The organism is Lysinibacillus sp. NPDC093216, from assembly GCF_050280325.1.
Lineage (GTDB): Bacteria > Bacillota > Bacilli > Bacillales_A > Planococcaceae > Lysinibacillus.
This window is the reverse complement of the sequence record NZ_JBNNVB010000012.1, coordinates 59,332-82,208: the sequence shown is the minus strand read 5'-3', so window position 1 is coordinate 82,208 and position 22,877 is coordinate 59,332. Positions and strand designations below refer to the sequence as shown.

At 39.0% G+C, this 22,877-nt stretch carries 22 protein-coding genes; 17 read left to right on the top strand and 5 right to left on the bottom strand.

From position 1 onward, the window contains the following. The first annotated feature begins 13 nt into the window (after nucleotides 1–13). The 4 genes from ACQKOG_RS14680 to ACQKOG_RS14665 all read left to right on the top strand — a co-directional run bounded on the left by ACQKOG_RS14680 (nucleotide 14) and on the right by ACQKOG_RS14665 (nucleotide 3,485). On the top strand, nucleotides 14–949 hold the full coding sequence (locus tag ACQKOG_RS14680) for a branched-chain amino acid ABC transporter permease (protein ID WP_142509935.1): 936 nt from the start codon (nucleotides 14–16) through the stop codon (nucleotides 947–949). Continuing rightward, on the top strand, nucleotides 949–1,728 hold the full coding sequence (locus ACQKOG_RS14675) for an ABC transporter ATP-binding protein (RefSeq protein ID WP_370077790.1): 780 nt from the start codon (nucleotides 949–951) through the stop codon (nucleotides 1,726–1,728). The genes ACQKOG_RS14680 and ACQKOG_RS14675 overlap by 1 nt, the downstream gene beginning before the upstream one ends. Continuing rightward, a complete protein-coding gene (locus ACQKOG_RS14670) occupies nucleotides 1,728–2,435 on the top strand; it encodes an ABC transporter ATP-binding protein (RefSeq protein WP_248717509.1) in 708 nt (235 codons plus the stop codon). The genes ACQKOG_RS14675 and ACQKOG_RS14670 overlap by 1 nt, the downstream gene beginning before the upstream one ends. Before the next feature lie 555 nt (nucleotides 2,436–2,990). Further along, nucleotides 2,991–3,485 carry a cupin domain-containing protein gene (locus tag ACQKOG_RS14665; RefSeq protein WP_427447141.1) on the top strand — a complete coding sequence of 165 codons (495 nt, stop codon included), beginning with the start codon at nucleotides 2,991–2,993 and terminating at the stop codon, nucleotides 3,483–3,485. A gap of 112 nt (nucleotides 3,486–3,597) precedes the next feature. Here the strand turns inward: ACQKOG_RS14665 and ACQKOG_RS14660 are convergent, their stop codons facing one another. Together ACQKOG_RS14660 and rluF are read right to left on the bottom strand one after the other, a co-directional pair. Further along, nucleotides 3,598–4,317 carry a DUF6904 family protein gene (locus ACQKOG_RS14660; protein ID WP_370077785.1) on the bottom strand — a complete coding sequence of 240 codons (720 nt, stop codon included), beginning with the start codon at nucleotides 4,315–4,317 and terminating at the stop codon, nucleotides 3,598–3,600. A 22-nt stretch (nucleotides 4,318–4,339) separates the two neighbouring features. Next, nucleotides 4,340–5,041 (bottom strand): 23S rRNA pseudouridine(2604) synthase RluF, encoded by a 702-nt coding sequence (rluF, locus tag ACQKOG_RS14655; RefSeq protein ID WP_427447139.1) that lies wholly within the window; start codon nucleotides 5,039–5,041, stop codon nucleotides 4,340–4,342. Nucleotides 5,042–5,387: 346 nt separating this feature from the next. Here rluF and adh point away from each other — a divergent pair, with 346 nt between their 5' ends. The 5 genes from adh to ACQKOG_RS14630 all read left to right on the top strand — a co-directional run bounded on the left by adh (nucleotide 5,388) and on the right by ACQKOG_RS14630 (nucleotide 10,911). After that, the gene (gene adh, locus ACQKOG_RS14650) at nucleotides 5,388–6,908 is read left to right on the top strand and encodes an aldehyde dehydrogenase (protein ID WP_370077783.1); all 1,521 of its coding nucleotides are present in this window, start codon (nucleotides 5,388–5,390) and stop codon (nucleotides 6,906–6,908) included. A gap of 21 nt (nucleotides 6,909–6,929) precedes the next feature. Then, nucleotides 6,930–7,289 carry a DUF779 domain-containing protein gene (locus ACQKOG_RS14645; protein WP_370077782.1) on the top strand — a complete coding sequence of 120 codons (360 nt, stop codon included), beginning with the start codon at nucleotides 6,930–6,932 and terminating at the stop codon, nucleotides 7,287–7,289. A 642-nt stretch (nucleotides 7,290–7,931) separates the two neighbouring features. Further along, nucleotides 7,932–8,894: a DUF4003 family protein gene (locus ACQKOG_RS14640; protein ID WP_427447136.1), complete on the top strand. Its 963-nt coding sequence runs from the start codon at nucleotides 7,932–7,934 to the stop codon at nucleotides 8,892–8,894. 42 nt (nucleotides 8,895–8,936) lie between these two features. Continuing rightward, nucleotides 8,937–10,364 (top strand): aldehyde dehydrogenase family protein, encoded by a 1,428-nt coding sequence (locus ACQKOG_RS14635; protein WP_427447134.1) that lies wholly within the window; start codon nucleotides 8,937–8,939, stop codon nucleotides 10,362–10,364. A 67-nt stretch (nucleotides 10,365–10,431) separates the two neighbouring features. Further along, complete coding sequence (locus tag ACQKOG_RS14630) at nucleotides 10,432–10,911, top strand: acyl-CoA thioesterase (RefSeq protein ID WP_053482846.1); 480 nt, start codon at nucleotides 10,432–10,434, stop codon at nucleotides 10,909–10,911. Nucleotides 10,912–10,959: 48 nt separating this feature from the next. Here ACQKOG_RS14630 and ACQKOG_RS14625 read toward each other — a convergent pair whose 3' ends face one another. Continuing rightward, the gene (locus tag ACQKOG_RS14625) at nucleotides 10,960–12,285 is read right to left on the bottom strand and encodes a protoglobin domain-containing protein (RefSeq protein WP_427447131.1); all 1,326 of its coding nucleotides are present in this window, start codon (nucleotides 12,283–12,285) and stop codon (nucleotides 10,960–10,962) included. A 281-nt stretch (nucleotides 12,286–12,566) separates the two neighbouring features. Between ACQKOG_RS14625 and ACQKOG_RS14620 the strand changes: the two genes are divergently transcribed. Continuing rightward, nucleotides 12,567–12,776, top strand: a complete 210-nt coding sequence (locus ACQKOG_RS14620) for a hypothetical protein (protein ID WP_370077775.1) — start codon at nucleotides 12,567–12,569, stop codon at nucleotides 12,774–12,776. Nucleotides 12,777–12,905: 129 nt separating this feature from the next. Here ACQKOG_RS14620 and corA read toward each other — a convergent pair whose 3' ends face one another. After that, nucleotides 12,906–13,865, bottom strand: coding sequence for a magnesium/cobalt transporter CorA (gene corA, locus ACQKOG_RS14615; protein WP_370077773.1), 960 nt, complete (start codon nucleotides 13,863–13,865; stop codon nucleotides 12,906–12,908). Nucleotides 13,866–13,914: 49 nt separating this feature from the next. Then, nucleotides 13,915–14,601, bottom strand: a complete 687-nt coding sequence (locus ACQKOG_RS14610; protein WP_370077771.1) for a class I SAM-dependent methyltransferase — start codon at nucleotides 14,599–14,601, stop codon at nucleotides 13,915–13,917. A 121-nt stretch (nucleotides 14,602–14,722) separates the two neighbouring features. Here ACQKOG_RS14610 and ACQKOG_RS14605 point away from each other — a divergent pair, with 121 nt between their 5' ends. From ACQKOG_RS14605 to ACQKOG_RS14575, 7 genes are all read left to right on the top strand, one after another. Continuing rightward, nucleotides 14,723–15,028 (top strand): DUF4870 domain-containing protein, encoded by a 306-nt coding sequence (locus tag ACQKOG_RS14605; protein WP_370077769.1) that lies wholly within the window; start codon nucleotides 14,723–14,725, stop codon nucleotides 15,026–15,028. Between the two features lie 203 nt (nucleotides 15,029–15,231). After that, nucleotides 15,232–15,702: a CtsR family transcriptional regulator gene (locus ACQKOG_RS14600; RefSeq protein ID WP_049662772.1), complete on the top strand. Its 471-nt coding sequence runs from the start codon at nucleotides 15,232–15,234 to the stop codon at nucleotides 15,700–15,702. 14 nt (nucleotides 15,703–15,716) lie between these two features. Beyond that, entirely contained in the window at nucleotides 15,717–16,265 is a 549-nt protein-coding gene (locus ACQKOG_RS14595; protein WP_370077767.1) for a UvrB/UvrC motif-containing protein, read from the top strand. Beyond that, nucleotides 16,262–17,371 (top strand): protein arginine kinase, encoded by a 1,110-nt coding sequence (locus ACQKOG_RS14590; RefSeq protein WP_370077765.1) that lies wholly within the window; start codon nucleotides 16,262–16,264, stop codon nucleotides 17,369–17,371. Before ACQKOG_RS14595 ends, ACQKOG_RS14590 begins: the two co-directional genes overlap by 4 nt. Beyond that, complete coding sequence (locus ACQKOG_RS14585; protein ID WP_370077763.1) at nucleotides 17,361–19,805, top strand: ATP-dependent Clp protease ATP-binding subunit; 2,445 nt, start codon at nucleotides 17,361–17,363, stop codon at nucleotides 19,803–19,805. The genes ACQKOG_RS14590 and ACQKOG_RS14585 overlap by 11 nt, the downstream gene beginning before the upstream one ends. Nucleotides 19,806–19,948: 143 nt before the next feature. Further along, on the top strand, nucleotides 19,949–21,325 hold the full coding sequence (radA, locus tag ACQKOG_RS14580) for a DNA repair protein RadA (RefSeq protein ID WP_370077761.1): 1,377 nt from the start codon (nucleotides 19,949–19,951) through the stop codon (nucleotides 21,323–21,325). A 454-nt stretch (nucleotides 21,326–21,779) separates the two neighbouring features. Then, a complete protein-coding gene (locus ACQKOG_RS14575; protein WP_370077759.1) occupies nucleotides 21,780–22,865 on the top strand; it encodes a PIN/TRAM domain-containing protein in 1,086 nt (361 codons plus the stop codon). Nucleotides 22,866–22,877: the final 12 nt, after the last annotated feature.

Below are 22,877 nucleotides of genomic sequence, written 5' to 3'. Positions count from 1 at the left end.
GTGAGCGGTGATTATGAAAAAGTCTAAAGTTTTTTGGGGTTATGCCGTATTAGCGCTAGTCATCTATGCAGTTGTACAGGTGCTTATTTCAACGAACTTTCTCGATATTTACTATCAAAATATGTTGATCACAATGTGTATTAACATCATGCTTGCGGTCAGCTTGCACATTGTCATTGGTATTACTGGTCAATTCTCGATAGGGCATGCAGGCTTCCTAGCGGTAGGGGCATATATTTCTGCCATCATCACAACTAAATTAATGCTTCCGTTCCCATTAGCAATTTTCTTAGGGGCACTTGCAGCAGCAGTAGCCGGTTTAATTGTAGGTATCCCGACGTTACGTTTAAAGGGGGACTATTTAGCAATTGCAACGCTCGGTTTTGCGGAAATTATTCGTATTATCTTTTTAAATACGGATTATGTTGGTGGCGCAGCAGGGATGCAGGTTGAATATTTATCGAATTGGACTTATGCATTCATAGGTGTTGTTCTAACAATTTTAGTAATCTCGAACTTTACGAACTCTCGTCATGGACGCGCATGTATTTCGATTCGCGAGGACGAAATTGCGGCAGATGCAATGGGTATTAACACAACTTACTATAAAGTTGTAGCTTTCGCAATTGGTTCCTTCTTCGCCGGTCTTGCAGGGGCCATCTTTGCACATAATTTTTACATTATTCAACCGACAACTTTCGGTTTCTTAAAATCATTTGATATTTTAATCTATGTAGTTCTTGGTGGCTTAGGAAGTCTTTCAGGATCTGTCATAGCTGCGGTTTTCTTAACAGTCGTCTCAGCATATCTAGCAAACTTCCCAGAAACACGTATGATTATTTACAGTTTAGTCTTAATAGTCGTAATGCTGTACCGTCCAACAGGTTTGATGGGAACAAAAGAAGTTACGGATTTATTTAAGTTTGGTAAAAAAGGAGGTACAAAATAATGACTGGAAACCTTCTTATCAATGTTGAAAACATGGGCATTCAATTCGGTGGTTTAAAGGCGGTACAGGGCGTTAATATGTACCTACATCAAGGAGAACTAGTAGGTCTTATAGGGCCTAATGGTGCTGGTAAAACAACGAGCTTTAACATGCTTACTGGGGTGTATAAGCCAACTGAGGGCACGATTACATTTGACAGTGTAAAGTTAAATGGGCTTGCACCATATCAAGTAACACAAAAAGGTATTAGCCGTACATTCCAAAATATTCGTTTATTTAAAGAGCTATCTGTTTTAGATAATGTTAAGGTAGCGAACCATTCACTTGCAAAGCATTCCATGTGGTCTTCCATTTTCCGCTTGCCGAATCATTTTAAAGGTGAGGCAGAAATGGAGCATCAATCTATTGAATTTCTAAAAATCTTTGGCTTAGATGTTTATAAGGATGAGCTTGCGAAAAATTTACCTTATGGGATGCAACGCCGATTAGAAATTGCTCGTGCTCTAGCTGCGAAACCTAAGCTACTTTTACTAGATGAGCCTGCAGCAGGGATGAACCCGCAGGAGACGCATGATTTAATGGAATTAATAGCGTTTATTCGTAAAGAATTTGGCTTAACAATTCTTTTAATTGAGCATGATATGAGCTTAGTTATGGGGATTTGTGAACGTATATACGTGCTCGATCACGGTCAATTAATCGCTGATGGGACACCAGAAGAAATTCGCAATAATCCAAAGGTAATTGAAGCTTACCTTGGCGAGGAGGTTATCAGCTAATGCTAAAAGTACAAAATATAGATGTATTTTACGGTAACATTCAAGCATTAAAGGGCCTCTCTTTAGAAGTAAATGAGGGTGAAATTGTAACGTTAATCGGTGCAAATGGTGCTGGTAAAAGTACATTATTAAAAACATTGTCAGGCTTATTAAAACCAAAGGGTGGCATCATTGAATATGAAGGCTTCTCTATCGCAGGGAAAGCTGCACAGACAATTGTAAAATCAGGCATTTCACATGTTCCAGAGGGGCGCCGTGTTTTTGCCAATATGTCCGTTGAAGAAAACTTAGAGCTTGGAGCATATCTCCGTAACGATAAAGCAGGCATCAAAAAAGATCTAGAGCATGTGTATGAATTATTCCCACGTCTTTTGGAGCGCCGTAAACAGCAATCAGGTACATTATCTGGTGGTGAGCAACAGATGCTAGCGATGGGGCGTGCATTAATGGCAAAACCGAAGTTGTTATTAATGGATGAGCCTTCAATGGGACTTGCGCCACTCATGGTAAAAAATATTTTTAATATTATTGAGCAAGTTAACAAAGAAGGTACAACTGTATTACTTGTTGAGCAAAATGCCAATATGGCTTTATCAGTAGCAAATCGTGCGTACGTACTTGAAACAGGACGTATAGTATTATCAGGTACAGCAAAAGAGCTTCAAGAGAGTGAACAAGTAAAGGCTGCTTATTTAGGTGGTTTATAGAGGGAGAAGACGTCTCAATTTTCGAGGCGTCTTTTTTATGAGCGAAGGGAGTAAAAAAGACGGATAGATCAGTTAAAGTGAAGGATAGAAAGGCTAAGGCGACGGAAAGAAGGGGCAAAACGACGGAAGGAATGATCAAAGTGACGGAAAGAAGTCAAAGCGACGGATGGAAAGACTAGAGCGACGGATAGAACAGTCAAGGTGACGGAAAGAAAGGGCAAAACGACGGAAGGAATGATCAAAGTGACGGAAAGAATTCAAAGCGACGGAAAGAAAGACTAGAGCGACGGAAAGAAAAGCCAAGGTGACGGAAAGAAAAGCCAAGGTGACGGAAAGAAGGGGCAAAACGACGGATGGAATGATCAAAGTGACGGAAAGAAGTCAAAGCGACGGATGGAAAGACTAGAGCGACGGAAAGAGCAGCCAAGGTGACGGAAAGAAAGGGCAAAGCGACAGAAAGAACGGCCAAATCGAAGTAGAATGATCAAATCGACGAAATAGCAGTAGCATTCGTCGTTTATTATTTGGTAATGTGGACGAAAGGAGTGATGTTTTATGAAGTATTCAGCACAATATTTTATTGAGAAATTAAATTTAGCAGAGCATCCTGAGGGAGGGTATTACATATCCTCGTTTCGAGCAGCTGAGGATATGGCTGTAAGAGATGTACAGAGACCAATTTATTCGAGTATTTATTTCTTACTTCGTTCACAGGATATATCGCATTTGCATCGTTTAAAATCGGACGAGCTTTGGTATTATCATGCTGGCAGTCCGCTAACAGTTCATATGATTTTCCCAGATGGTACATATGTGGCGAAGAAGCTTGGATTAAATGTTGAGGCAGGAGAAGTACCACAAATAGCAGTACCAAAAAATACTATATTTGGATCGTCCGTAGAGGATGCAGATACATTTAGTTTAGTAGGCTGTATGGTTGCGCCAGGCTTTGATTTTGAAGACTTCGAATTATTTACACAAGAAGAGCTTTTAGCCGACTATCCACAGCACGAGGAAGTTATCCGAAAAATGGCTTACACGAAAATTTAACTTATTTCAGCATGCTGAAATAAGTTAAAGCCTCCGGGTACTATTATGCCAAGGCATAATTGATTAGAATAAAAGTAGCCGTCTCAAAAGTAGTTGAGACGGCGCTTCCTATTTACCACAAAATAGTTTCAGGATATTTAGCTTTAATTTCGATTTCATGTAACGATTTTTTTGTAGTAATCGCCGCTTCCATGAGTTGTGATTTTAGCATTACATATTCATCGTCTTCTAACATTAATCGGAGAGCAAATGCTGCTAAATGAGCTTTACGTTCCTCCAAGCTTAATTGAATATACTCTAAGTTCAAAACATCGACGTACTGTGTTGCATAACGGAATGTTAATGGACTTTTAGTGTGCAGCATTCTTAAAAATACTAAGTATTCTTCTTCATTAAGCTCCTGCTCTAAACAATTAGCAACCGCTGCCTGGAATTTACGAATGGCGGCAACGTCAATACTCCAATCAGAAGAATCAATTAGCTCCTGATGTAGGCGAATGAAATCGTTTAAAGCGATAGCAGTAAAGATCAGCTCTGGCCAAAGAATCTCTGCTGCGAAATAAACATTTTTGTTTGGGAAAATTAGTTCATGCTGTGTCAAAACACTTTTATTGAGTCCATTGCTAACAAACTCAAGCTGATGCTCCCCCTTGGCGGCTTGACGTAGATTATAACAAACACTAAGAATGCGAAGGCGCGCTCCTTGATAATCATAATACTTGTTTTCATCACCAGTTATTTTGTAAATAGCATTAATAAGCTCATCTAAATCCCAAAAATCCCCGCTAACACGTGCTCCAGTTAACTGCACAGTACTTTGAATTGACAGCATAGTTCTATCCCCTTAAAGTGCTTTATTTTGGTGTGTATTTAAGTAGTCTGAATAGTTCTGTCCGTTCTTTATCTGTTAAATCACGCCACTGTCCAACTTTTAAATTGCCAAGTTTAATATTCATAATACGAATGCGTTGTAGGCGCTTAACGGAGTAGCCAAGTGCTGAACACATACGACGTATTTGACGATTTAAACCTTGCTCTAAAATGATTTTAAAGACTTTATCAGATATTTTTTCAACATAACAAGGTAGGGTTGTAGTATCTAAAATATCTACACCTGCTCCCATTTTTTTGATGAATTGCTCCGTAATAGGTTGATCGACTTGTACGATATATTCTTTTTCGTGATGGTTTTCAGCACGTAAAATTTTATTGACGATGTCACCATCATTTGTCAGTAATAATAGCCCTTCTGACTCTTTATCTAGTCGTCCAATATGGAAAATGCGAAGAGGGTGATTAACAAAATCAACGACATTTCCTTTTATATGACGTTCCGTTGTACTTGTAATTCCTACTGGTTTGTTTAAGGCAATATATACGAGCTGTTCTTCTTTCTTTACCTCTTTTCCATCAACACAAACCATATCACCAGTTTCTACTTGACTACCGACTGAAGCAAGTTCACCATTAATTGTTACTTTACCTTCTTCTACCCATTTATCCGCACCGCGACGAGATACGATGCCTGTTTCACTCAAATATTTATTAATGCGCATACTGTTCTCCTATACATTTATATTATTTTTAAGTATACATTATAGTTGGTCACACCGTGAATCCTAGAAGCTTTTCTACCAAATATAACTCACTCCAGGAAAACAATTTTCGTGGGCAACCCCGTCGCTCATACTTCGTTCCTTATGCTTTCATACCAGCCTATTTTCTTATTCAATAAAAAGATTTTAATATTAATCTAAAAAAATTTAAAAAAGTTGAAATTATTTTTCGTTTCTGACAATATATTGTGTAAGAGGGTATCTATGAAAATATTGTTATTTCGATAAAAAATGACGATATTTGTAGATTATTTTCTCATTATTTTGTGTAAAGGGGAGAAGTAAAATGGTTTATGCATTTCCAAACACTGAAGGATCGGTAGTTCAATTCAAAGAGAAATATGATAATTACATTGGTGGAGAATGGACACCCCCAGTGAAAGGACAATACTTTGACAATGTTACACCTGTTACTGGACAAGTTTTTACACAAGTAGCTCGTTCTACTGCTGAGGATATTGAACTTGCACTTGATGCAGCACATGCCGCAAAAGATGCATGGGGGAAAACATCCGCAACAGAGCGTGCAAACATTTTACTTAAAATTGCGGACCGCATAGAACAAAACTTAGAAAAGCTAGCCGTTGCCGAAACATGGGATAACGGAAAAGCGGTACGTGAAACATTAAATGCAGATATCCCTCTTGCAATTGATCATTTCCGTTATTTTGCGGGAGCTTTACGTGCACAAGAAGGCGCAGTAAGCCAAATCGATAATGATACTGTCGCTTATCATTTCCATGAGCCAATTGGGGTAGTAGGTCAAATTATCCCTTGGAACTTCCCGTTATTAATGGCTGTTTGGAAGCTAGCACCTGCACTTGCAGCTGGAAACTGTGTAGTGTTAAAACCTGCAGAGCAAACACCAACTTCGATTATGGTGCTCGTTGAATTAATAGAAGATTTATTGCCATCAGGTGTACTAAATGTTGTCAATGGCTTTGGCTTAGAGGCAGGGAAGCCGCTGGCATCGAATCCACGCATCGGTAAAATTGCCTTTACTGGTGAGACAACGACAGGTCGCTTAATTATGCAATATGCTTCACAAAATCTTATTCCCGTTACATTAGAATTGGGCGGCAAATCGCCAAACATCTTCTTTGAGGATATTATGGACGAAGATGATGCCTTTTTAGATAAAGCAGTTGAAGGCTTTGTATTATTCGCATTAAACCAAGGTGAAGTATGTACATGTCCTTCTCGTGCATTAATACAAGAATCTATTTACGATAAATTTATGGAGCGTGTTCTACAGCGTGTTGAAGCGATTAAAGTTGGGAATCCACTTGATCCGAATACGATGATGGGTGCGCAAGCTTCAAGTGAGCAAATGGAAAAAATCCTTTCTTACTTAGATATTGGTAAGCAAGAAGGTGCCGAATGTCTAATTGGAGGAGAGAAAAATAATGTAGGATCAGGCTTTGAAAATGGTTACTACATTAAGCCAACTGTCTTCAAAGGACACAATAAAATGCGTATTTTCCAAGAAGAAATTTTCGGACCAGTTGTTGCTGTAACAACATTCAAAACAAAAGAAGAAGCGTTAGAAATTGCGAATGACACATTATATGGTTTAGGTGCAGGTGTATGGACACGTGATATGAATACAGCTTATCGCTTCGGTCGAGGTATTCAAGCAGGACGTGTTTGGACAAACTGCTACCATGCTTACCCTGCACATGCAGCGTTCGGTGGCTATAAAATGTCGGGTGTTGGTCGTGAAAACCATAAGATGATGTTAGCTCACTACCAACAAACGAAAAACCTATTAGTTAGCTATAGTGAAAACAAACTTGGTTTCTTCTAATCAATAAGGAGGTGCATGAGCGTGGTTGAGCGTGTTATAGCAACAGAAGAAGCGCTAGCACTAATCGAATTATTGAAAGAAAAGCATGGTCCCGTTATATTTCATCAATCAGGTGGATGCTGCGACGGCTCTTCGCCAATGTGTTATCCAGAGGGCGACTTACTATTAGGTGATCAAGATGTTTGCCTAGGAGAGATTAGTGGTGCTCCCTTCTATATGCATAAAAATCAATATGACTATTGGAAGCATACACAAATAATCTTGGACGTTGTCGATGGTAGAGGCGGTATGTTTTCACTTGAAGGCGTTGAAGGTAAACGATTCTTAACAAGATCAAGAGCCTTTTCAACAGAGGAGTTAAAGGAATTAGGGTTAATTTAAAGCTTTAGTGACAGCGGCAAAAAGTATTGCCGCTGTTTTTTTATGTTAATTTTTCTGGGAGAATGTGTGTAAGGCTATATTTCTTGGAGAGTTGCGTAATCTCAAAAATAATCGTAATCGATCTACTTTCTATTGGTCATTTCAAACAGTGTCAGCCCCTCCATTCAATTTTAATTATTTCCATTAAACTACTCGTATTGAGTAACACATAAATTCCGTTAACGCTTTATAGGTTAATTGTTGCAAAATGGGGATTCGCTACTAAAAGGTGGGTATGACATTTGTAAAAACGTATACCATGTATAAATGTTGATCTTCGTTACGGCTGGGCGACTCCTTGGGGATCAGCAATAGAGGAACGAAGGCTAAAACCATCACGTCCTGTGATAACGCCCTCGTGACCAGCATCGGTGCTGTTGCCGCTGCCGCTACGCTTTCGCGCAAAAAACATCTGCTGGCCGGGACCCTGGAGCGAAGCGACAGCAACAAATGTTTTATCTGCGCGAAAACGAAGCGACAGCAACAAATGTTTTTTGTAGCGAAAGCAAAGCGGCAGCTACAAAGCTCGTTATGACGATGAGCCAAAATGGATGAATCCTTTTTTGTTTAATTACGTAAATATGGAAAAGGAGCGTGTTAAACATGGATTTTGTTATGATTGAAAATCAGTTTACAAATATGGTGGAGGATGTCTCAAAGGCTGTTGGACGGACAGTGGATCGTAAAATTGTGTTAGCCATAGCTAGCAAATATGTGGCATCTGGAAAACCTTTTGATTCTGTTAAATATAAAGAGGTATTACAAGAATTGAAAAAGCAAACTTCATGGACATCTCCGTTAAGAACAACGGTAGGTTATAGTATTGCTGCAAATTTATTGGAGCAAGAAGATACCGAACAAGCAGTAAAAAGTTTACTGAATAACGTTAATATAATGAAGGAAGCAAAATTTAGAAGTGGGAACTTTAGTTTTATTGGTGCACAGTTTTTAACTGAAGAGGACAGTGAGAAGCGTGCACATGCACAGGCAGCACGTGCATTATTTGATGCAATCCGTAAACATCATAAGTTTTTAACGTCATACGATGATATTCCTTATGCAGTATTGTTAAGCAGCCCCTCTGATGATGTTGAGCTACGTGCGGAAACAATGAATCGTTATTATAAAGAATTACGTACGTATAATTTTAATGCGGGTAATGAGCTTCAATGGCTATCGCAAGTACTGACTTTCTTATCAGCTCAATATGATAATAAACTAGTGCCAAGTGTTGTGACAATCCGTGACACACTAAAGAATCAGGATGTAAAGGTCAAGACGATGCACTATCCTTTACTTGGCTTTTTAGCAATCCTTGAAGTGAATCAAGCACAGCTTCAACAGATTGTTAATTTATATCATGAGTTAAAGGGTATGAAACTTCTAAAATGGCATCGTGAATTTGTGTTATTTATGGCCATTCAAATTGCTATTTATGATATGGCGCAGGTGCAACAATCCTTATCAATGACGATCATGTCATCTATTGAATTATTAATTCAAGCACAGCAAGCAGCGATGTTCGCGGCAGTGGGTGCAGCAGCTGTAGCATCAAGTTCTTCGTGATAAAATAAAGAAGAACTTGATTTTTGGAGGTGCATTTGAAGGATGAAGGAAACAAAGCTTTGGATGAATGGCCAGTGGCAGAACGCAAAGGAAACATATGAGTTGAGATCGCCCTATAGTGGTGAGGTTATTGCAAAGGTAGCTAAGGCGTCGATTTCTGACGTTGAGCAAGCAATAGAAGGTGCACAGGAGGCATTCCAAACGTTTAAAAAGACAACAGCCTACGAACGTGCCGAAATATTATATAAAGTGGTCGACATCATGCGCCAGCGGAAAGAGGAGTTAGCGGAAATTTTGGCCTTAGAGGCAGGTAAGCCAATATCGGCAGGTTTAACTGAAATAGAACGTACAATAGCAACCTATCAATTTGCAGCGGAGGGTGCTAAGCAAGCAAAGGGTGAAACGGTACCGATGGATGCTGCACCCGGGGCAGGAGATCGTATCGGCTGGACAAAACGAGAACCTCTAGGTGTAATTTCAGCCATTACACCATTTAACTTTCCATTTAATTTAGTGGCACATAAATTAGGTCCTGCTTTTGCAGTTGGAAATACGGTTGTCTTAAAGCCAGCTACGCAAACGCCATTAAGTTCTATCGTGATGGCGGAAATTTTCCAGCAAGCGGGTCTACCTAATGGTGCGCTTCAAATTATTACAGGTAGCGGAGGGGAGCTAAGTGATACACTTGTGACCCACCCACTTGTGAAAAAGGTGACATTCACGGGAAGTGGTAAGGTTGGATTGGACATTAAAGAAAAAGTAGGCTTGCGTAAAGTTACTTTAGAGCTTGGTTCCAATGCTGCAGTAATTGTCGAGCCATCGACACCAATTGATAAAATTATTTCGCGTTGTGTCGGCGGTGCCTTTAATTTTGCTGGCCAAGTTTGTATCTCTTTACAACGTATTTATGTACACGCATCTATAATTGATGAATTTACAAAGGCGTTTGTAGCTGAGACAGAAAAATTAGTGGTAGGTGATCCGCTAGATACAAATACTGATGTTAGTGCAATGATTAATCCAAAAGAAGTTGAACGTATTCGTCAATGGATTGAGGAAGCAAAGTCACAAGGTGCGGTAGTTGCAACAGGAGGGACATTCACAGAACGTGCTTTAACGCCAACTGTTATGACGAATGTGACGGCGGATATGAAAATTGTTTGTCAGGAAACATTCGCGCCAATCGTCTCAATTGTTTCATATGAAACATTAGATGACGCTATTCGACTAGTGAATGAGTCGGAACTTGGCCTAAATGCTGGAATTTATACGAATGTGTTACCTGATGCATTACGTGCAGCTGATGAAATACAGGCAGGTGCTGTTATTATTAATGATATTCCGACATTTAGGGTTGATAATATGCCATACGGTGGCGTAAAAATGAGTGGTTACGGACGCGAAGGTATTAAGTGGGCAATTGAGGAAATGACAGATATGAAATTTATAACGATAAAAAAATCTTTCTAATTTGCATCAACTCTTTTTCTACGATACGATGACGAAAGAACATTCATGAAGGGAAGTTGCAAGAACTATGACAAACAACGCAATACCGATGGGCCAGTCACGTACTGTTCAAACGCGTCTCGTATTACCGCCAGATACAAATAATCACAACTCCATTTTCGGTGGAAGAGTGTTAGCTTATATTGATGAAATTGCTGCTATTACGGCAATGAAGCATGCGAAAGGGCATGTAGTTACAGCCTCTATTGATTCGGTTGATTTTTTATCGGCAGCACATGTAGGGGATATTTTAGAAATTGAAAGTATTGTTTCGTCAACTGGACGTTCTTCAATGGAAGTTTACGTTCGGGTTATTTCACGAAACATTGAAACTCGTGAGGAAAAATTAACGACGGAATCTTTTGTAACGATGGTTGCAGTTGATGATGACGGTAAACCTAAGCCAGTTCCTGCAATTTATCCTGAAACAGATGCAGAAAAACGTCTGTTTGAAACCGGCCCTGCAAGACGAGAACATCGTAAACAAAAACGGGAATTACCGCATTAACAGTGAAAAGGGAAATTGACGAATACTGTCAATTTCCCTTTTTCGTGCTTACATTTTTAACTCATTTACCACATTAATAAGTGAATCGGAAGAAGAAGAGACTAGTGTAGCTCCTTGTGACAGTTCAGTAATCAGGTTAGAGATTGCTGAAATATCTCTTGATGTATTTACATACTGCTGTTGAATTCCAGAAACAGCATCGGCGATATCATTAAATGATTTAGATAAACTGTTTTGAGTATCTACGCTATGTTGAATCTTTTGATCAACGTTAATAACTGAATTCGACATTGTTGTAATATTACTTTCTGTTTCTTTAATGAGATGAGAAACATTTTGTACAGCATTTTTTGTTTCTTCTGCAAGCTTCCGGACTTCCTCTGCTACAACAGCAAAACCTTTACCATGCTCACCTGCACGGGCTGCCTCGATAGAAGCGTTCAATGCTAATAAGTTAGTTTGATCAGCAATCCCTGTAACTAGCCCTACAATCTCTGATATTTTTTGAGAAGATGTGCGTAACTGGTTCATCGTAACTTCGAGACTGTTTACACTTTGCAAAATAACCTGTATTAAATCATTTTGATCTTGTAGCTGCTGCTGTCCGCGTCTGGATTTTTCCTGTGTATCAGCAACGAAGGTTAAGCCTTGCTTAGTAGCTACTGCGATATCGTCCGTTTGAGAAGAAATGACTAATAAAGAAGCTGCTGTTTCTTCACTAATCCCATTGAGTTCCTCTGCCGTTTTTTGAATGGTCGTAACAAGTGCATGTTTTGTGTCATCAGCTGCTGCTCGAATGCGTTCCTCTTCTTTTTCATAGGCTTCGATTACAAGCTGCTGCTCGAAGTTAATGATTTTGCAGAAGGCATTGATAGCACGTATGGCATCATTTTTCGATAAATCTAACTCATTTGTAAAGCGTGTAAATGTCGTTGTTAATGACTGGAATGAGGCGATATACCACTTCGATTGTAGACCAATTCGAACATGGACTTCGGCGATTGCCTTCCGTTCATCAATATAAGAGTCATTAATATGACTTTCAAAAATGTCACTCAAGTGCTTATGTAAAGTAACTTTTAAACGATCGATTTGTGACGTTCTGTTTATAATATCTAACAAATCTTGGCTCAAACTAATGGCTGCATAAAATTGATCCACCATTTCAGGAACTAAATCCTTAGCTAAAGGCTGTAGTTGTTTAATGATGGCTAAATCCTCAATTGTTAAATCTAAAAGCTGCAACTGTTTTAGAAGTCTTGGATGATTTGATACATCCAATTGTACATTGTGCTTATAATTTTCAGGTGCTAATGTAATTGAGTAGCTAGAATCGTTCTTTTTTGTAAACCAACTCATTGTCGTTTGCTCCATTCTTTATAAATGCATAGTAAGTATATAAAAAATCGAATTGCTTAGTCTGTTAATTTTTCGAAATATATGGTATTTAGTCTATTCTACTATTTTTTGTAGTAAATTTGGTTAAAATTTTACTTTATTTCTTTATTTTTTTATAGGTATTATAGATGACTGTCGATTAAAAGACATGAAATAGACTATTAAAAAGGTAATAGGTAAATTGAATTTGAAATAGGAAACCTGTAAAATACGAACTGTTTAGGTTGAACGTAACAATAGTTTTGGGGAGGTATTACATGGAAAAGAAACGTTTCAAATTTGTTATTCCGGTTATGGTAATTGTAGCAATTGGATCGGTTTACATGTTACGAAACTACTATGCTGAAGTACCAGACTTAGATCAACTATTAATTACTGTCTGTGCAACATTAGTATCTGGGGTACTCGCTTACTTTTTATTTCCACAGCAAGGCGAAGATAAAATTGATGATCGTGGCCCTTACTGACAGTAAAAAGGCACCTTAGAAAAATCTCTAAGGTGCCTTTAGCTTGTCGACAAAAGAATAGCTGGCTGATTGCTTGGCTTCGATCTGTGATGTTGGTCCCAAAGGAGTTATTAGCAATAAACTATCATTTTAAGATTTAAATAAACCGAACCATCCTTTAAGTTTAAAGACTCCCAACATAAATAAAACGATAAGAATCATAATTCCGAGTACAATAAAGTAGCTAAATTTCCCGTGTAGCTCTGGCATATAGTCAAAATTCATTCCATAAACACCAGCAATAAATGTCAGAGGAATAAAGATTGTTGAAACAATTGTTAAGGTCATCATGATGCCATTCATGCGACTAGAGCTCATCGCCATATAACTATCACGCATATCCGCCGTGAGCTCACGGTTGGATTCGATCATTTCGGTGAGTTTAAGTAGATGATCGTAAATATCTCCGAAATAAGCTCGCTCTGATTTCTTTAGTGAAAATCGGTAAGAGTTAAGGATACGATATAATAGATCGCGCATTGGTAAAATGGTGCGTCGTAGATCAAGCAAATCACTACGGAATTCAAACACAACTTTCATAGCATTGGGGTTACTTTGATAAGTAAGCTCATCTTCTAGTGCATTTAAATGATCCTCAATCTTATAGACAAGCGGGAAATAGCTATCAACGATTTTATCGATTACCTGGTATGTTAAATATACTGTGCCGCGTTCCCAATTCTTTGGCTGTTTTTCTAACATCATTTGTACTCGATCTATTTCCGGAGCTCCGTTTTTATGAAATGTGACAATAAATTTATTAGAAACAAAAATGTTTACTTCCTCAGCTGTTAATTCTTCGTTAACTCTTTGGATAACAAAGAAATGGAAATCATCATAAAAATCGAGCTTTGGCCGCTGTAAACGCATTAAACAATCTTCTATAGCGAGTGGATGAAAGTGGAAAAATGTATCTAACAGTAGTTCTTCCTCATCGGTCGGACAATTAAAATCGACCCAGTACCATTCAAATTCGTTTTTGTATATATCTTCAAGCGGAAAATCCTTTATAAGCTTTTGATCTTTTGTAATTCCAATTGTGCGTATCACAGCATTCACCTCAATCCTGTTCATTCTATCCTAACAGGTGTATATATCTTCAAAAGAAACTTTCTTTATAACATATCCAACCACCAAATAAAGTCGTAGCAAAGAACCTAGATGGTTTTGTAAAGCCTGCCTGCTGTAATAGTGATAAAATGTCCTCTTCACGCATAAATGAAAGAGAACGTATGGATTTCTCCATTTCCGCTACGTCTGATGGTGATAGCTTTGTATGTTGTAGCCAATAAGCACGCCATAGATCAAATTGTAGCTCAGTTTCTATGGAACCAGGTTGCCCGTATTTTGAGACGAGGACAAATGGAGCACCGGGCTTTAAATTATTCGCTATTTCTTTTAATGTTGCAAGCTTCTCTTGATCATCTTGTATGAAATGAAGCACTAATAAACAGCTTGCTGCATCAAACTTCTCTGTAGGTAGCTGAGTGTCCAGTATAGTTCCTTGATATAAAGAAATATTATTAGGTAGAGATTTTAAACGTTCACTAGCTATTTGCAGCATCGATTCTGACGGATCTAAGCCAACAAATGACCAATGAGGTCTTTTCTCAGCGAGCTGTAAAATTTCATTGCCGCTTCCGGAGCCAACTACTAAAAATTCAGCTTTTTCATGTAACGCAGATTGGTAAAAGGTTTGTGTCAAACGTAGCATTGCATCATAGCTTGGGAGCGTGCGACGAATACCTTTTTCGTATTCGTTTGCAAGTTTGTTATTAAATTCCATCGGGTATCACATGCCTTTCAAAAAAATTTTTAAAATCCAATTTATATTTGAAACTATTTAAGGAGTAGGTCCGTAAATAGTAGTACATAAAATAAAAAATCAAATGGAAGGGTTGATATAAATGGAAACTAAATGGTCTAAGGTAATCATACACGCAAGTGCGTTTTTTGCGCCATGGTTAGTACCAATTATATTTTTCTTAATTGGCTCGGATGAAGAGGTAAAGAGTCTCTCTGTGCAAGCTTTATTGTTCCAAGTTGTGATGATAGTGTTACTTACAATTTCGGGTATTTTCAGCGTCCTACTCATTGGGATACCGTTCTTGATTGTATTTGGTATTATGTATTTTATTGCGCCAATTATTGGTATTGTGAAGGCTTTATCTGATGAGCCTTGGCGTTATCCAATTGTTGGTCGATGGGTATAATTTTTATAGACGCAAGTATATGCTAGTTGCATATGCTTGCGTTTTTTCTATTGCTGAAACGGGTATCTTATAACTAAGGACAGGGCACTTTAATTTTTCTATGTGCGAATTAATTGCAATTATTTTCAAGCGTTTTGTATAATATACTCAAAGAAAGTCAAAGATAGTCAAAGTCAGTGGAGTAAGCGAGGTGTATTCCTAAAATGCGTAATATATCAGACATCATAGAAGGCTACTTAAAGCAAGTACTTGAATTAGGTGGAGAAGGGCATATTGAAATAAAACGTAGTGAAATCGCAGATAAATTTCAATGCGTGCCCTCACAAATAAATTATGTAATCAATACAAGATTTACTGCCGAACGAGGTTACCTTGTTGAAAGCAAACGTGGTGGTGGTGGATACATTCGAATTTTACGTGTCCGCGCGAATTCACAAATTGATTTAATCGATGATGTCCTCAGGCAAATAGAAGGTGGGGCATCGCAAATAATGGCAGAAGATTTAGTGTATCGACTAATTGATGAGCAGGTAATTTCAAAGCGAGAAGCGAAAATAATGTTAGCAGCAGTTGATCGCTCAACTATCGATTTGCAACTCCCGTTACGGGATAACATTCGAGCAAAAATTTTACGAGCGATGCTAACAACGATTAAATATGAACAGCAAAAATAAAAGAGGTGATGGAAATGATATGCGAACATTGCAAGCAGCGTAATGCGACAGTTACCGTAACACAAGTTCAAAGTGGCCAAAAAGTGGAGCATCATTATTGTGACGTCTGCGCCTCGCAGTTCCATCCATTTCATGCTGAATTTAAGCAAGAGCCAGTATCTATTCAACAGCTATTATCTAATTGGTTTGGCTCCCCTACATGGCAGCAACAACAAGTGGGTGAAAAACAGCAGGCACCACCACAACCGCAAACTTGCCCACAATGTGGATTTACCTATAAACAATTTTTAAAAGAAGGTAAATTTGGATGCCCTAGCTGCTATGACACCTTTAGCGAGCATTTGCCGAAGCTCTTTAACCGTATTCAGGCTGGCCCTCAACATATAGGGAAAATGCCCGGTGCTCGAAACAATGTTCATGTCATCAAAAAGCAAATTGAAGATATTCGTAAACGTATGAAAATTGCTGTAGATGAAGAACAATTTGAAGATGCAGCAAAGCTTCGTGATGAAGCGAAGGAACTTGAGAAACAGCTACAATTTGAAGGTGGTGATGTGTCGTGATGATTGAGTCGTTTTTAGAGCGTGCTACACCAATATGGATGAGTGTAGAGGACGATTATTCAGATATTGTCATAAGTACACGCATCCGCCTTGCGCGAAATTTAGATGGTTATCGTTTTCCATTAGCCTTTACAGAGGATGAAGCATTACAGGTGGAACAGGCAGTTACACATGCAATTAAGGATAGTACAGAACTTCGAGAAAATTATTCATATTTTGCTATTAAAGACTTAACGTCTTTACAGCGTCAAATACTTGTGGAAAAGCACTTGATTAGTCCTCAGCTTGTAAAAAAAGAGCGAGTTGGCTCCATGCTCTTATCTGATGACGAATCAACTAGCATTATGGTGAACGAAGAAGACCATTTACGCATTCAATGTATGACAGCGAGTTTTCAACTTCAAAAGGCATACGAGCAAGCTAATAAAATTGATCGTACCCTAGAGAAAGCATTGCCTTACGCATTTCGAGATACATTTGGTTATTTAACAAGTTGTCCAACAAATATTGGTACTGGTTTACGAGCATCTGTCATGATGCACCTGCCGGCCCTTACACTTACGGGTCAGATGAATCAAATCATTAATGCAATGACACGATTAGGAATGACCGTAAGAGGAATATATGGGGAGGGTAGCGAAAATATAGGGAATGTTTACCAAGTGTCAAATCAGATTACACTAGGAAAAACAGAGGATGATATTTTAGCCGATATCCAAAGTGTCGCTGAAAAAATAATTCAAAAAGAACGGCATGCAAGAGGTAAGTTAATGGAAAAAGCAGAGCTTGCCTTAGAAGACCGTGTATACCGTGCTTTAGGGACATTAACTCATGCTCGAATTTTAACGAGTGAGGAAGCTGCTACCTGTTTATCTAATGTTCGTTTAGGGGTAGATTTACAGTTAATTGAAGGTATTAAAGCGACTAAATTAAACGAATGTGTAGTTAGTATGCAACCTGGATTTTTACAGAATTACGCAGGTGACGTTTTGCCACCTACTGAGCGAGATCGCGTACGAGCGGAAATGCTTCGTGAGGCACTATCTCGAGAAAATATGAGTAAGCCTATTATTCGGGGAAAAGGAGAGGATTCATTTGATGTTTAATCGTTTTACACAACGCGCGCAAAAAGTATTACAGCTTGCACAAGAAGAGGCAATTCATTGGAAACACGAATCAATTGGAACAGAGCATATTCTATTAGGCCTTATCCGTGAAGGTGGCGGTATTGCTGCAAAAGCATTAGAAGCCATTGATATTAGTCCTCAAATGATTGAAGCAGGTATTGAAGAGCTTGTAGGGAAAGGTAAAGAGGATGTTGGTCCGATTGTCCACTACACACCTCGAGCTAAAAAGGTAATAGAACTATCCGTTGATGAATCACGTAAATTAGGTCATTCCTATATCGGCACAGAGCATTTACTATTAGCGCTTATTCGTGAAGGTGAAGGTATAGCGGCCCGTGTATTAAATAATGCTGGTGTCGGATTGAATAAGGCTCGTCAGCAAGTGCTATTGTTATTAGGCAATAACGATAATGCTCAATCTGGTCAACAAGCTGCACAGGCTGCCAATACGCCAACATTAGATAGCCTTGCGCGTGATTTAACGCAAATTGCTCGTGAAGGCACTTTAGATCCAGTCATTGGTCGAAGCAAAGAAATTACACGTGTTATTGAGGTTCTGTCACGTCGTACAAAAAATAACCCTGTATTAATTGGGGAGCCAGGTGTTGGTAAAACAGCTATTGCTGAAGGCTTAGCACAGCAAATCATTAATAATGAAGTGCCAGAAATTCTCCGTGATAAACGTGTTATGACACTTGATATGGGGACAGTTGTTGCTGGAACAAAATATCGTGGTGAATTCGAGGATCGCTTGAAAAAAGTAATGGATGAAATTCGCCAAGCAGGAAATGTTATTTTATTCATCGATGAATTGCATACATTAATCGGTGCAGGTGGTGCGGAAGGTGCCATTGATGCGTCGAATATTTTAAAACCATCTTTAGCCCGTGGCGAGCTTCAATGTATTGGTGCAACAACTTTAGATGAGTATCGCAAATATATTGAGAAGGATGCGGCATTAGAGCGTCGTTTCCAACCAATTCAAGTTGATGAGCCAACTGTAGAAGAAGCGATTCAAATTATTCAAGGTTTACGTGATCGTTATGAAGCACATCACCGTGTGAAAATCACAGATGAAGCAATTGAAGCGGCAGCAAAAATGAGTGATCGATATATTTCTGATCGTTTCTTACCAGATAAGGCGATTGACTTAATCGATGAAGCGGGTTCTAAAGTACGCTTACGTTCATTCGCAGTGCCACCAAACTTAAAGGCACTTGAAGATAAGCTTGAAAATGTGCGCTCTGAAAAGAATGCTGCTGTCTCAGGTCAAGAATTTGAAAAAGCAGCGTCATTAAGAGATACAGAGCAAAAGCTAAAAGATGAAATTGAAACTACGAGAAAAAATTGGAAGGAAGAACAGGGTAAAGCCGAGTCAAAAGTTACAGTAGATGATGTAGCAGCGGTAGTATCTATGTGGACTGGAATTCCAGTTTCAAAAATTGCTTCAGAAGAATCTTCTAAGTTATTACAACTTGAAGAAGAGTTACACAAACGAGTTGTAGGTCAAGGAGAAGCGGTAGAGGCAATTTCTCGCGCAATACGTCGTGCAAGAGCTGGTTTGAAAGATCCGAAACGACCAATTGGCTCATTTATTTTCTTAGGCCCTACAGGGGTTGGTAAAACAGAGCTTGCTAGAGCACTAGCTGAGGTTATGTTTGGTGATGAGGACGCAATGATTCGCGTTGATATGTCTGAGTACATGGAAAAACATTCGACTTCACGTTTAGTTGGTTCACCTCCAGGCTATGTAGGCTTTGATGATGGCGGTCAACTAACAGAAAAGGTTCGTCGTAAACCGTATTCAGTAGTATTACTAGATGAAATTGAGAAGGCTCATCCAGATGTTTTCAATATCTTACTTCAAGTACTTGAAGATGGCCGTTTAACAGATTCTAAAGGTCGAGTAGTAGATTTCCGCAATACAGTTGTTATTATGACATCAAACGTTGGTGCAGATGCTTTAAAATATCGTAAAAACCTTGGTTTCAATGTAGGTAGTACTGATACGAAGTATAAAGATATGAAGGGTACAATGCTTGAGGAATTGAAAAAAGCATTCCGTCCAGAGTTCTTAAACCGTATCGACGAAATGATTGTCTTCCACTCACTAGAAAAAGAACATTTAAAAGAAATCGTAGCAATGATGGCGAATGCTTTAACAAAACGTCTGAAAGAGCAAGACATTTCGTTAGAGTTAACGGATTCGGCACTCGAGAAAATTGCTGAGGAAGGCTACGATCCTCAATACGGTGCTCGTCCACTACGTCGTTCATTGCAAAAACAAGTAGAAGACCGATTATCGGAAGAACTGCTGAAAGGCAATGTAGAGAAGGGCAACCAAGTTATCATTGATTACGTAAATGATGAGTTTGTTGTGAAGAAAAAAGAGGAAGTTTCTACTTCTAAATAATCTTCATCTGTGGGGGGGCTTCTCCATCTCCCCTCTGCCCGTTAAATGTTTATTTAAAAAGGACAGCGAGGCTTTAAGTGCCAAGCTGTCTTTTTTTATGTACAATAATAAATATAAGAACAAATATTCGAGGTGGATGCAATTTGGCAAAGAAAAAAACAAAATTTGTATGCTCAAGCTGTGGCTATGAATCTGCAAAATGGATGGGAAGATGTCCAGGGTGTGGGGAATGGAATAAGATGGTTGAAGAGGTGGAGGTCGTCGCGAAAGGGCCACGTGGGGCATTCCAACATTCTGCTACGGTTACCCAAAAGGCTCTCCCTATTATGCAGATTGAAGCTGCTGAGGAATCACGAGTTGCAACAGAAATGGGTGAGCTTAACCGAGTGTTAGGTGGAGGCATCGTGCCGGGTTCTCTTGTGTTAATTGGGGGAGATCCTGGGATTGGGAAGTCGACGTTGTTATTACAAGTATCTGCATTGCTATCGAATAAAGGGCATCGTGTGCTCTATATTTCTGGTGAGGAATCCATCCGTCAAACAAAGCTACGTGCAGAACGTTTAGGAGTGGTATCACAAGAGCTGTATATCTATTCTGAGACGAATTTAGAGTTTTTAAATCAGACCATTGACGATGTGCAGCCAAAGTTTGTTATTGTCGATTCTATTCAAACTGTTTTTCATCCGGAAGTAACGAGTGCACCTGGTAGTGTATCACAAGTGCGTGAATGTACAGCAGAACTTATGCGGATTGCAAAAACGAAGGGAATTGCAATTTTCTTAGTTGGACATGTAACAAAAGAGGGACAAATTGCAGGACCACGTATTTTGGAGCATATGGTTGATACAGTATTGTATTTTGAAGGAGAACGCCATCATAATCACCGTATTTTACGCAGTCAAAAAAACCGTTTTGGCTCTACGAATGAAATTGCTATCTTTGAAATGCTCCAGGGGGGCTTAAAGGAAGTGTTAAACCCGTCTGAGTTGTTCTTACAGGAGCGTTCACAGGGAGCGGCAGGGTCAACAATCGTAGCCTCAATGGAAGGTACACGGCCAATTCTAGTTGAAATTCAGTCACTTGTAACACCAACAAGCTTTAATTATCCGAAACGAATGGCAACAGGTGTCGATCAAAACCGTGTACAACTGCTTATGGCCGTTCTTGAAAAGAGAATGGGCCTCATGCTACAGGCTCAGGATGCATATATTAAAGTTGCTGGCGGCGTGAAGCTTGATGAACCTGCAATTGATTTAGCGGTGTTAACAAGCATCGTTTCAAGTTTTAAGGATCAAGCTGTCAGAGCAACGGACTGCTTGATTGGGGAAGTAGGTTTGACAGGCGAGGTGCGTCGTGTATCTCGTATTGAACAACGTGTGATTGAGGCAGCAAAGCTCGGATTTAAACGGGTCTTCATACCGGCTTCGAATATCGGTGGATGGGATTTCCCGCAAGGTATTGAGGTAGTTGGTGTGGAAACGATAAAGGATGCATTGACTGCTTGCTTTAGAGAGCTATAAAGAAGCTTGTGCATGTTGGACAATGTTCTGACATGCACTTTTAATTTATTTCAGCGGGTGTACAAACACCCGCTGAAATAAATTAAAGCCTAAGGCGGATGTCACGGAAATCGGCAAGGAGTTCTTTGTGAATGCACAAAGCCGATTCCGGACGCAATTATGCCAAGGCATAATTGATTTGCAAACTTTTGTAATTCAGAGATAGAAGGTAGGAAACTCTAAGAGGGGAAACGGCGTCTAAGATAACGTCTGTGAAAAGGCTCCTTTAATGCCCAGCAGATGCTTAAGCATTTCTAATTTGAGTGTGAAGGATTTCGGTAATTGGTTTCCTCTTTCATTAGAATCGAAATGATTGTTCAAAAGAAGAGATATAATGATGCTTTGGTGGGTTCATAAAAGATTTTCTACAGTAAACTATGTATAATTATATATTAAAAATGGGAGGTGACAGTTTATGAAAAAATTTGTTCAAATTGCTTTTTTACTGATTGGAGGAGCATTAGGCCTTGTTTTCTTACCGCCATTATACGAATTGCTTCATTTATCATCTAATCCTTGGCTTGATAATCCCTACGTATCAGTAGCTTTAGGAGCGCTTTTACTGTTTACACTATCGTTTGCCTTTTCGGATTATTTCGTAAGGCTTATTAGTTGGATGGAAGAGGTGCTATTTAAAGTACCTGTTGGAGATTTATTATTTGGTACACTGGGACTTATTATCGGGCTAATCGTTGCTTATTTTTTAGGCTTTGCAATTGATAGTATGGATTTACCGAAATTTACAAAGGTTTTACCAGTTATACTGTCATTTGTGCTTGGCTATTTAGGGTTCCGTGTAGGCTTTAAAAAGCGAGATGAATTAATCCAGCTATTTACGTTACGTGGTAATAATACGAAGAAAAAATTAGCGGAAGGTGTAGAGCCTCAAGAAGTACGAGGCAGCTATAAACTGTTAGATACTAGTGTTATTATTGATGGTCGTATTGCAGATATTTCTGAAACAGGCTTTATAGAAGGTACTCTAGTTGTACCTCAATTTGTCCTTACTGAACTTCAGCATATTGCTGATTCTTCGGATACATTAAAGCGTACAAGAGGTCGTCGCGGCTTAGATATTTTGAAGAAATTACAAGATGAACGTATGACGAAGGTACAGATTTCGGAAGAGGACTTTGAGGATGTGCAAGAGGTTGACTTAAAACTAGTACGCCTTGCAAAGAAAATGGGGCACGATACACAAATTGTGACGAACGACTTTAACCTGAACAAAGTTTGTGAGCTCCACCACGTTAAAGTGCTGAACATCAATGATTTAGCAAATGCAGTAAAGCCTGTCGTAATTCCAGGTGAGGATATGCAAGTGATGGTCATTAAAGATGGCAAAGAGCATAATCAAGGGGTTGCCTATTTAGATGACGGCACAATGATCGTTGTTGAAGGTGGACGTAGCTATATAGGACAGGCAATTACAGTAACCGTAACAAGTGTTCTTCAAACATCAGCAGGTCGTATGATTTTTGCTAAACCAAAGGATGACTAGGAAGTGGGAAAT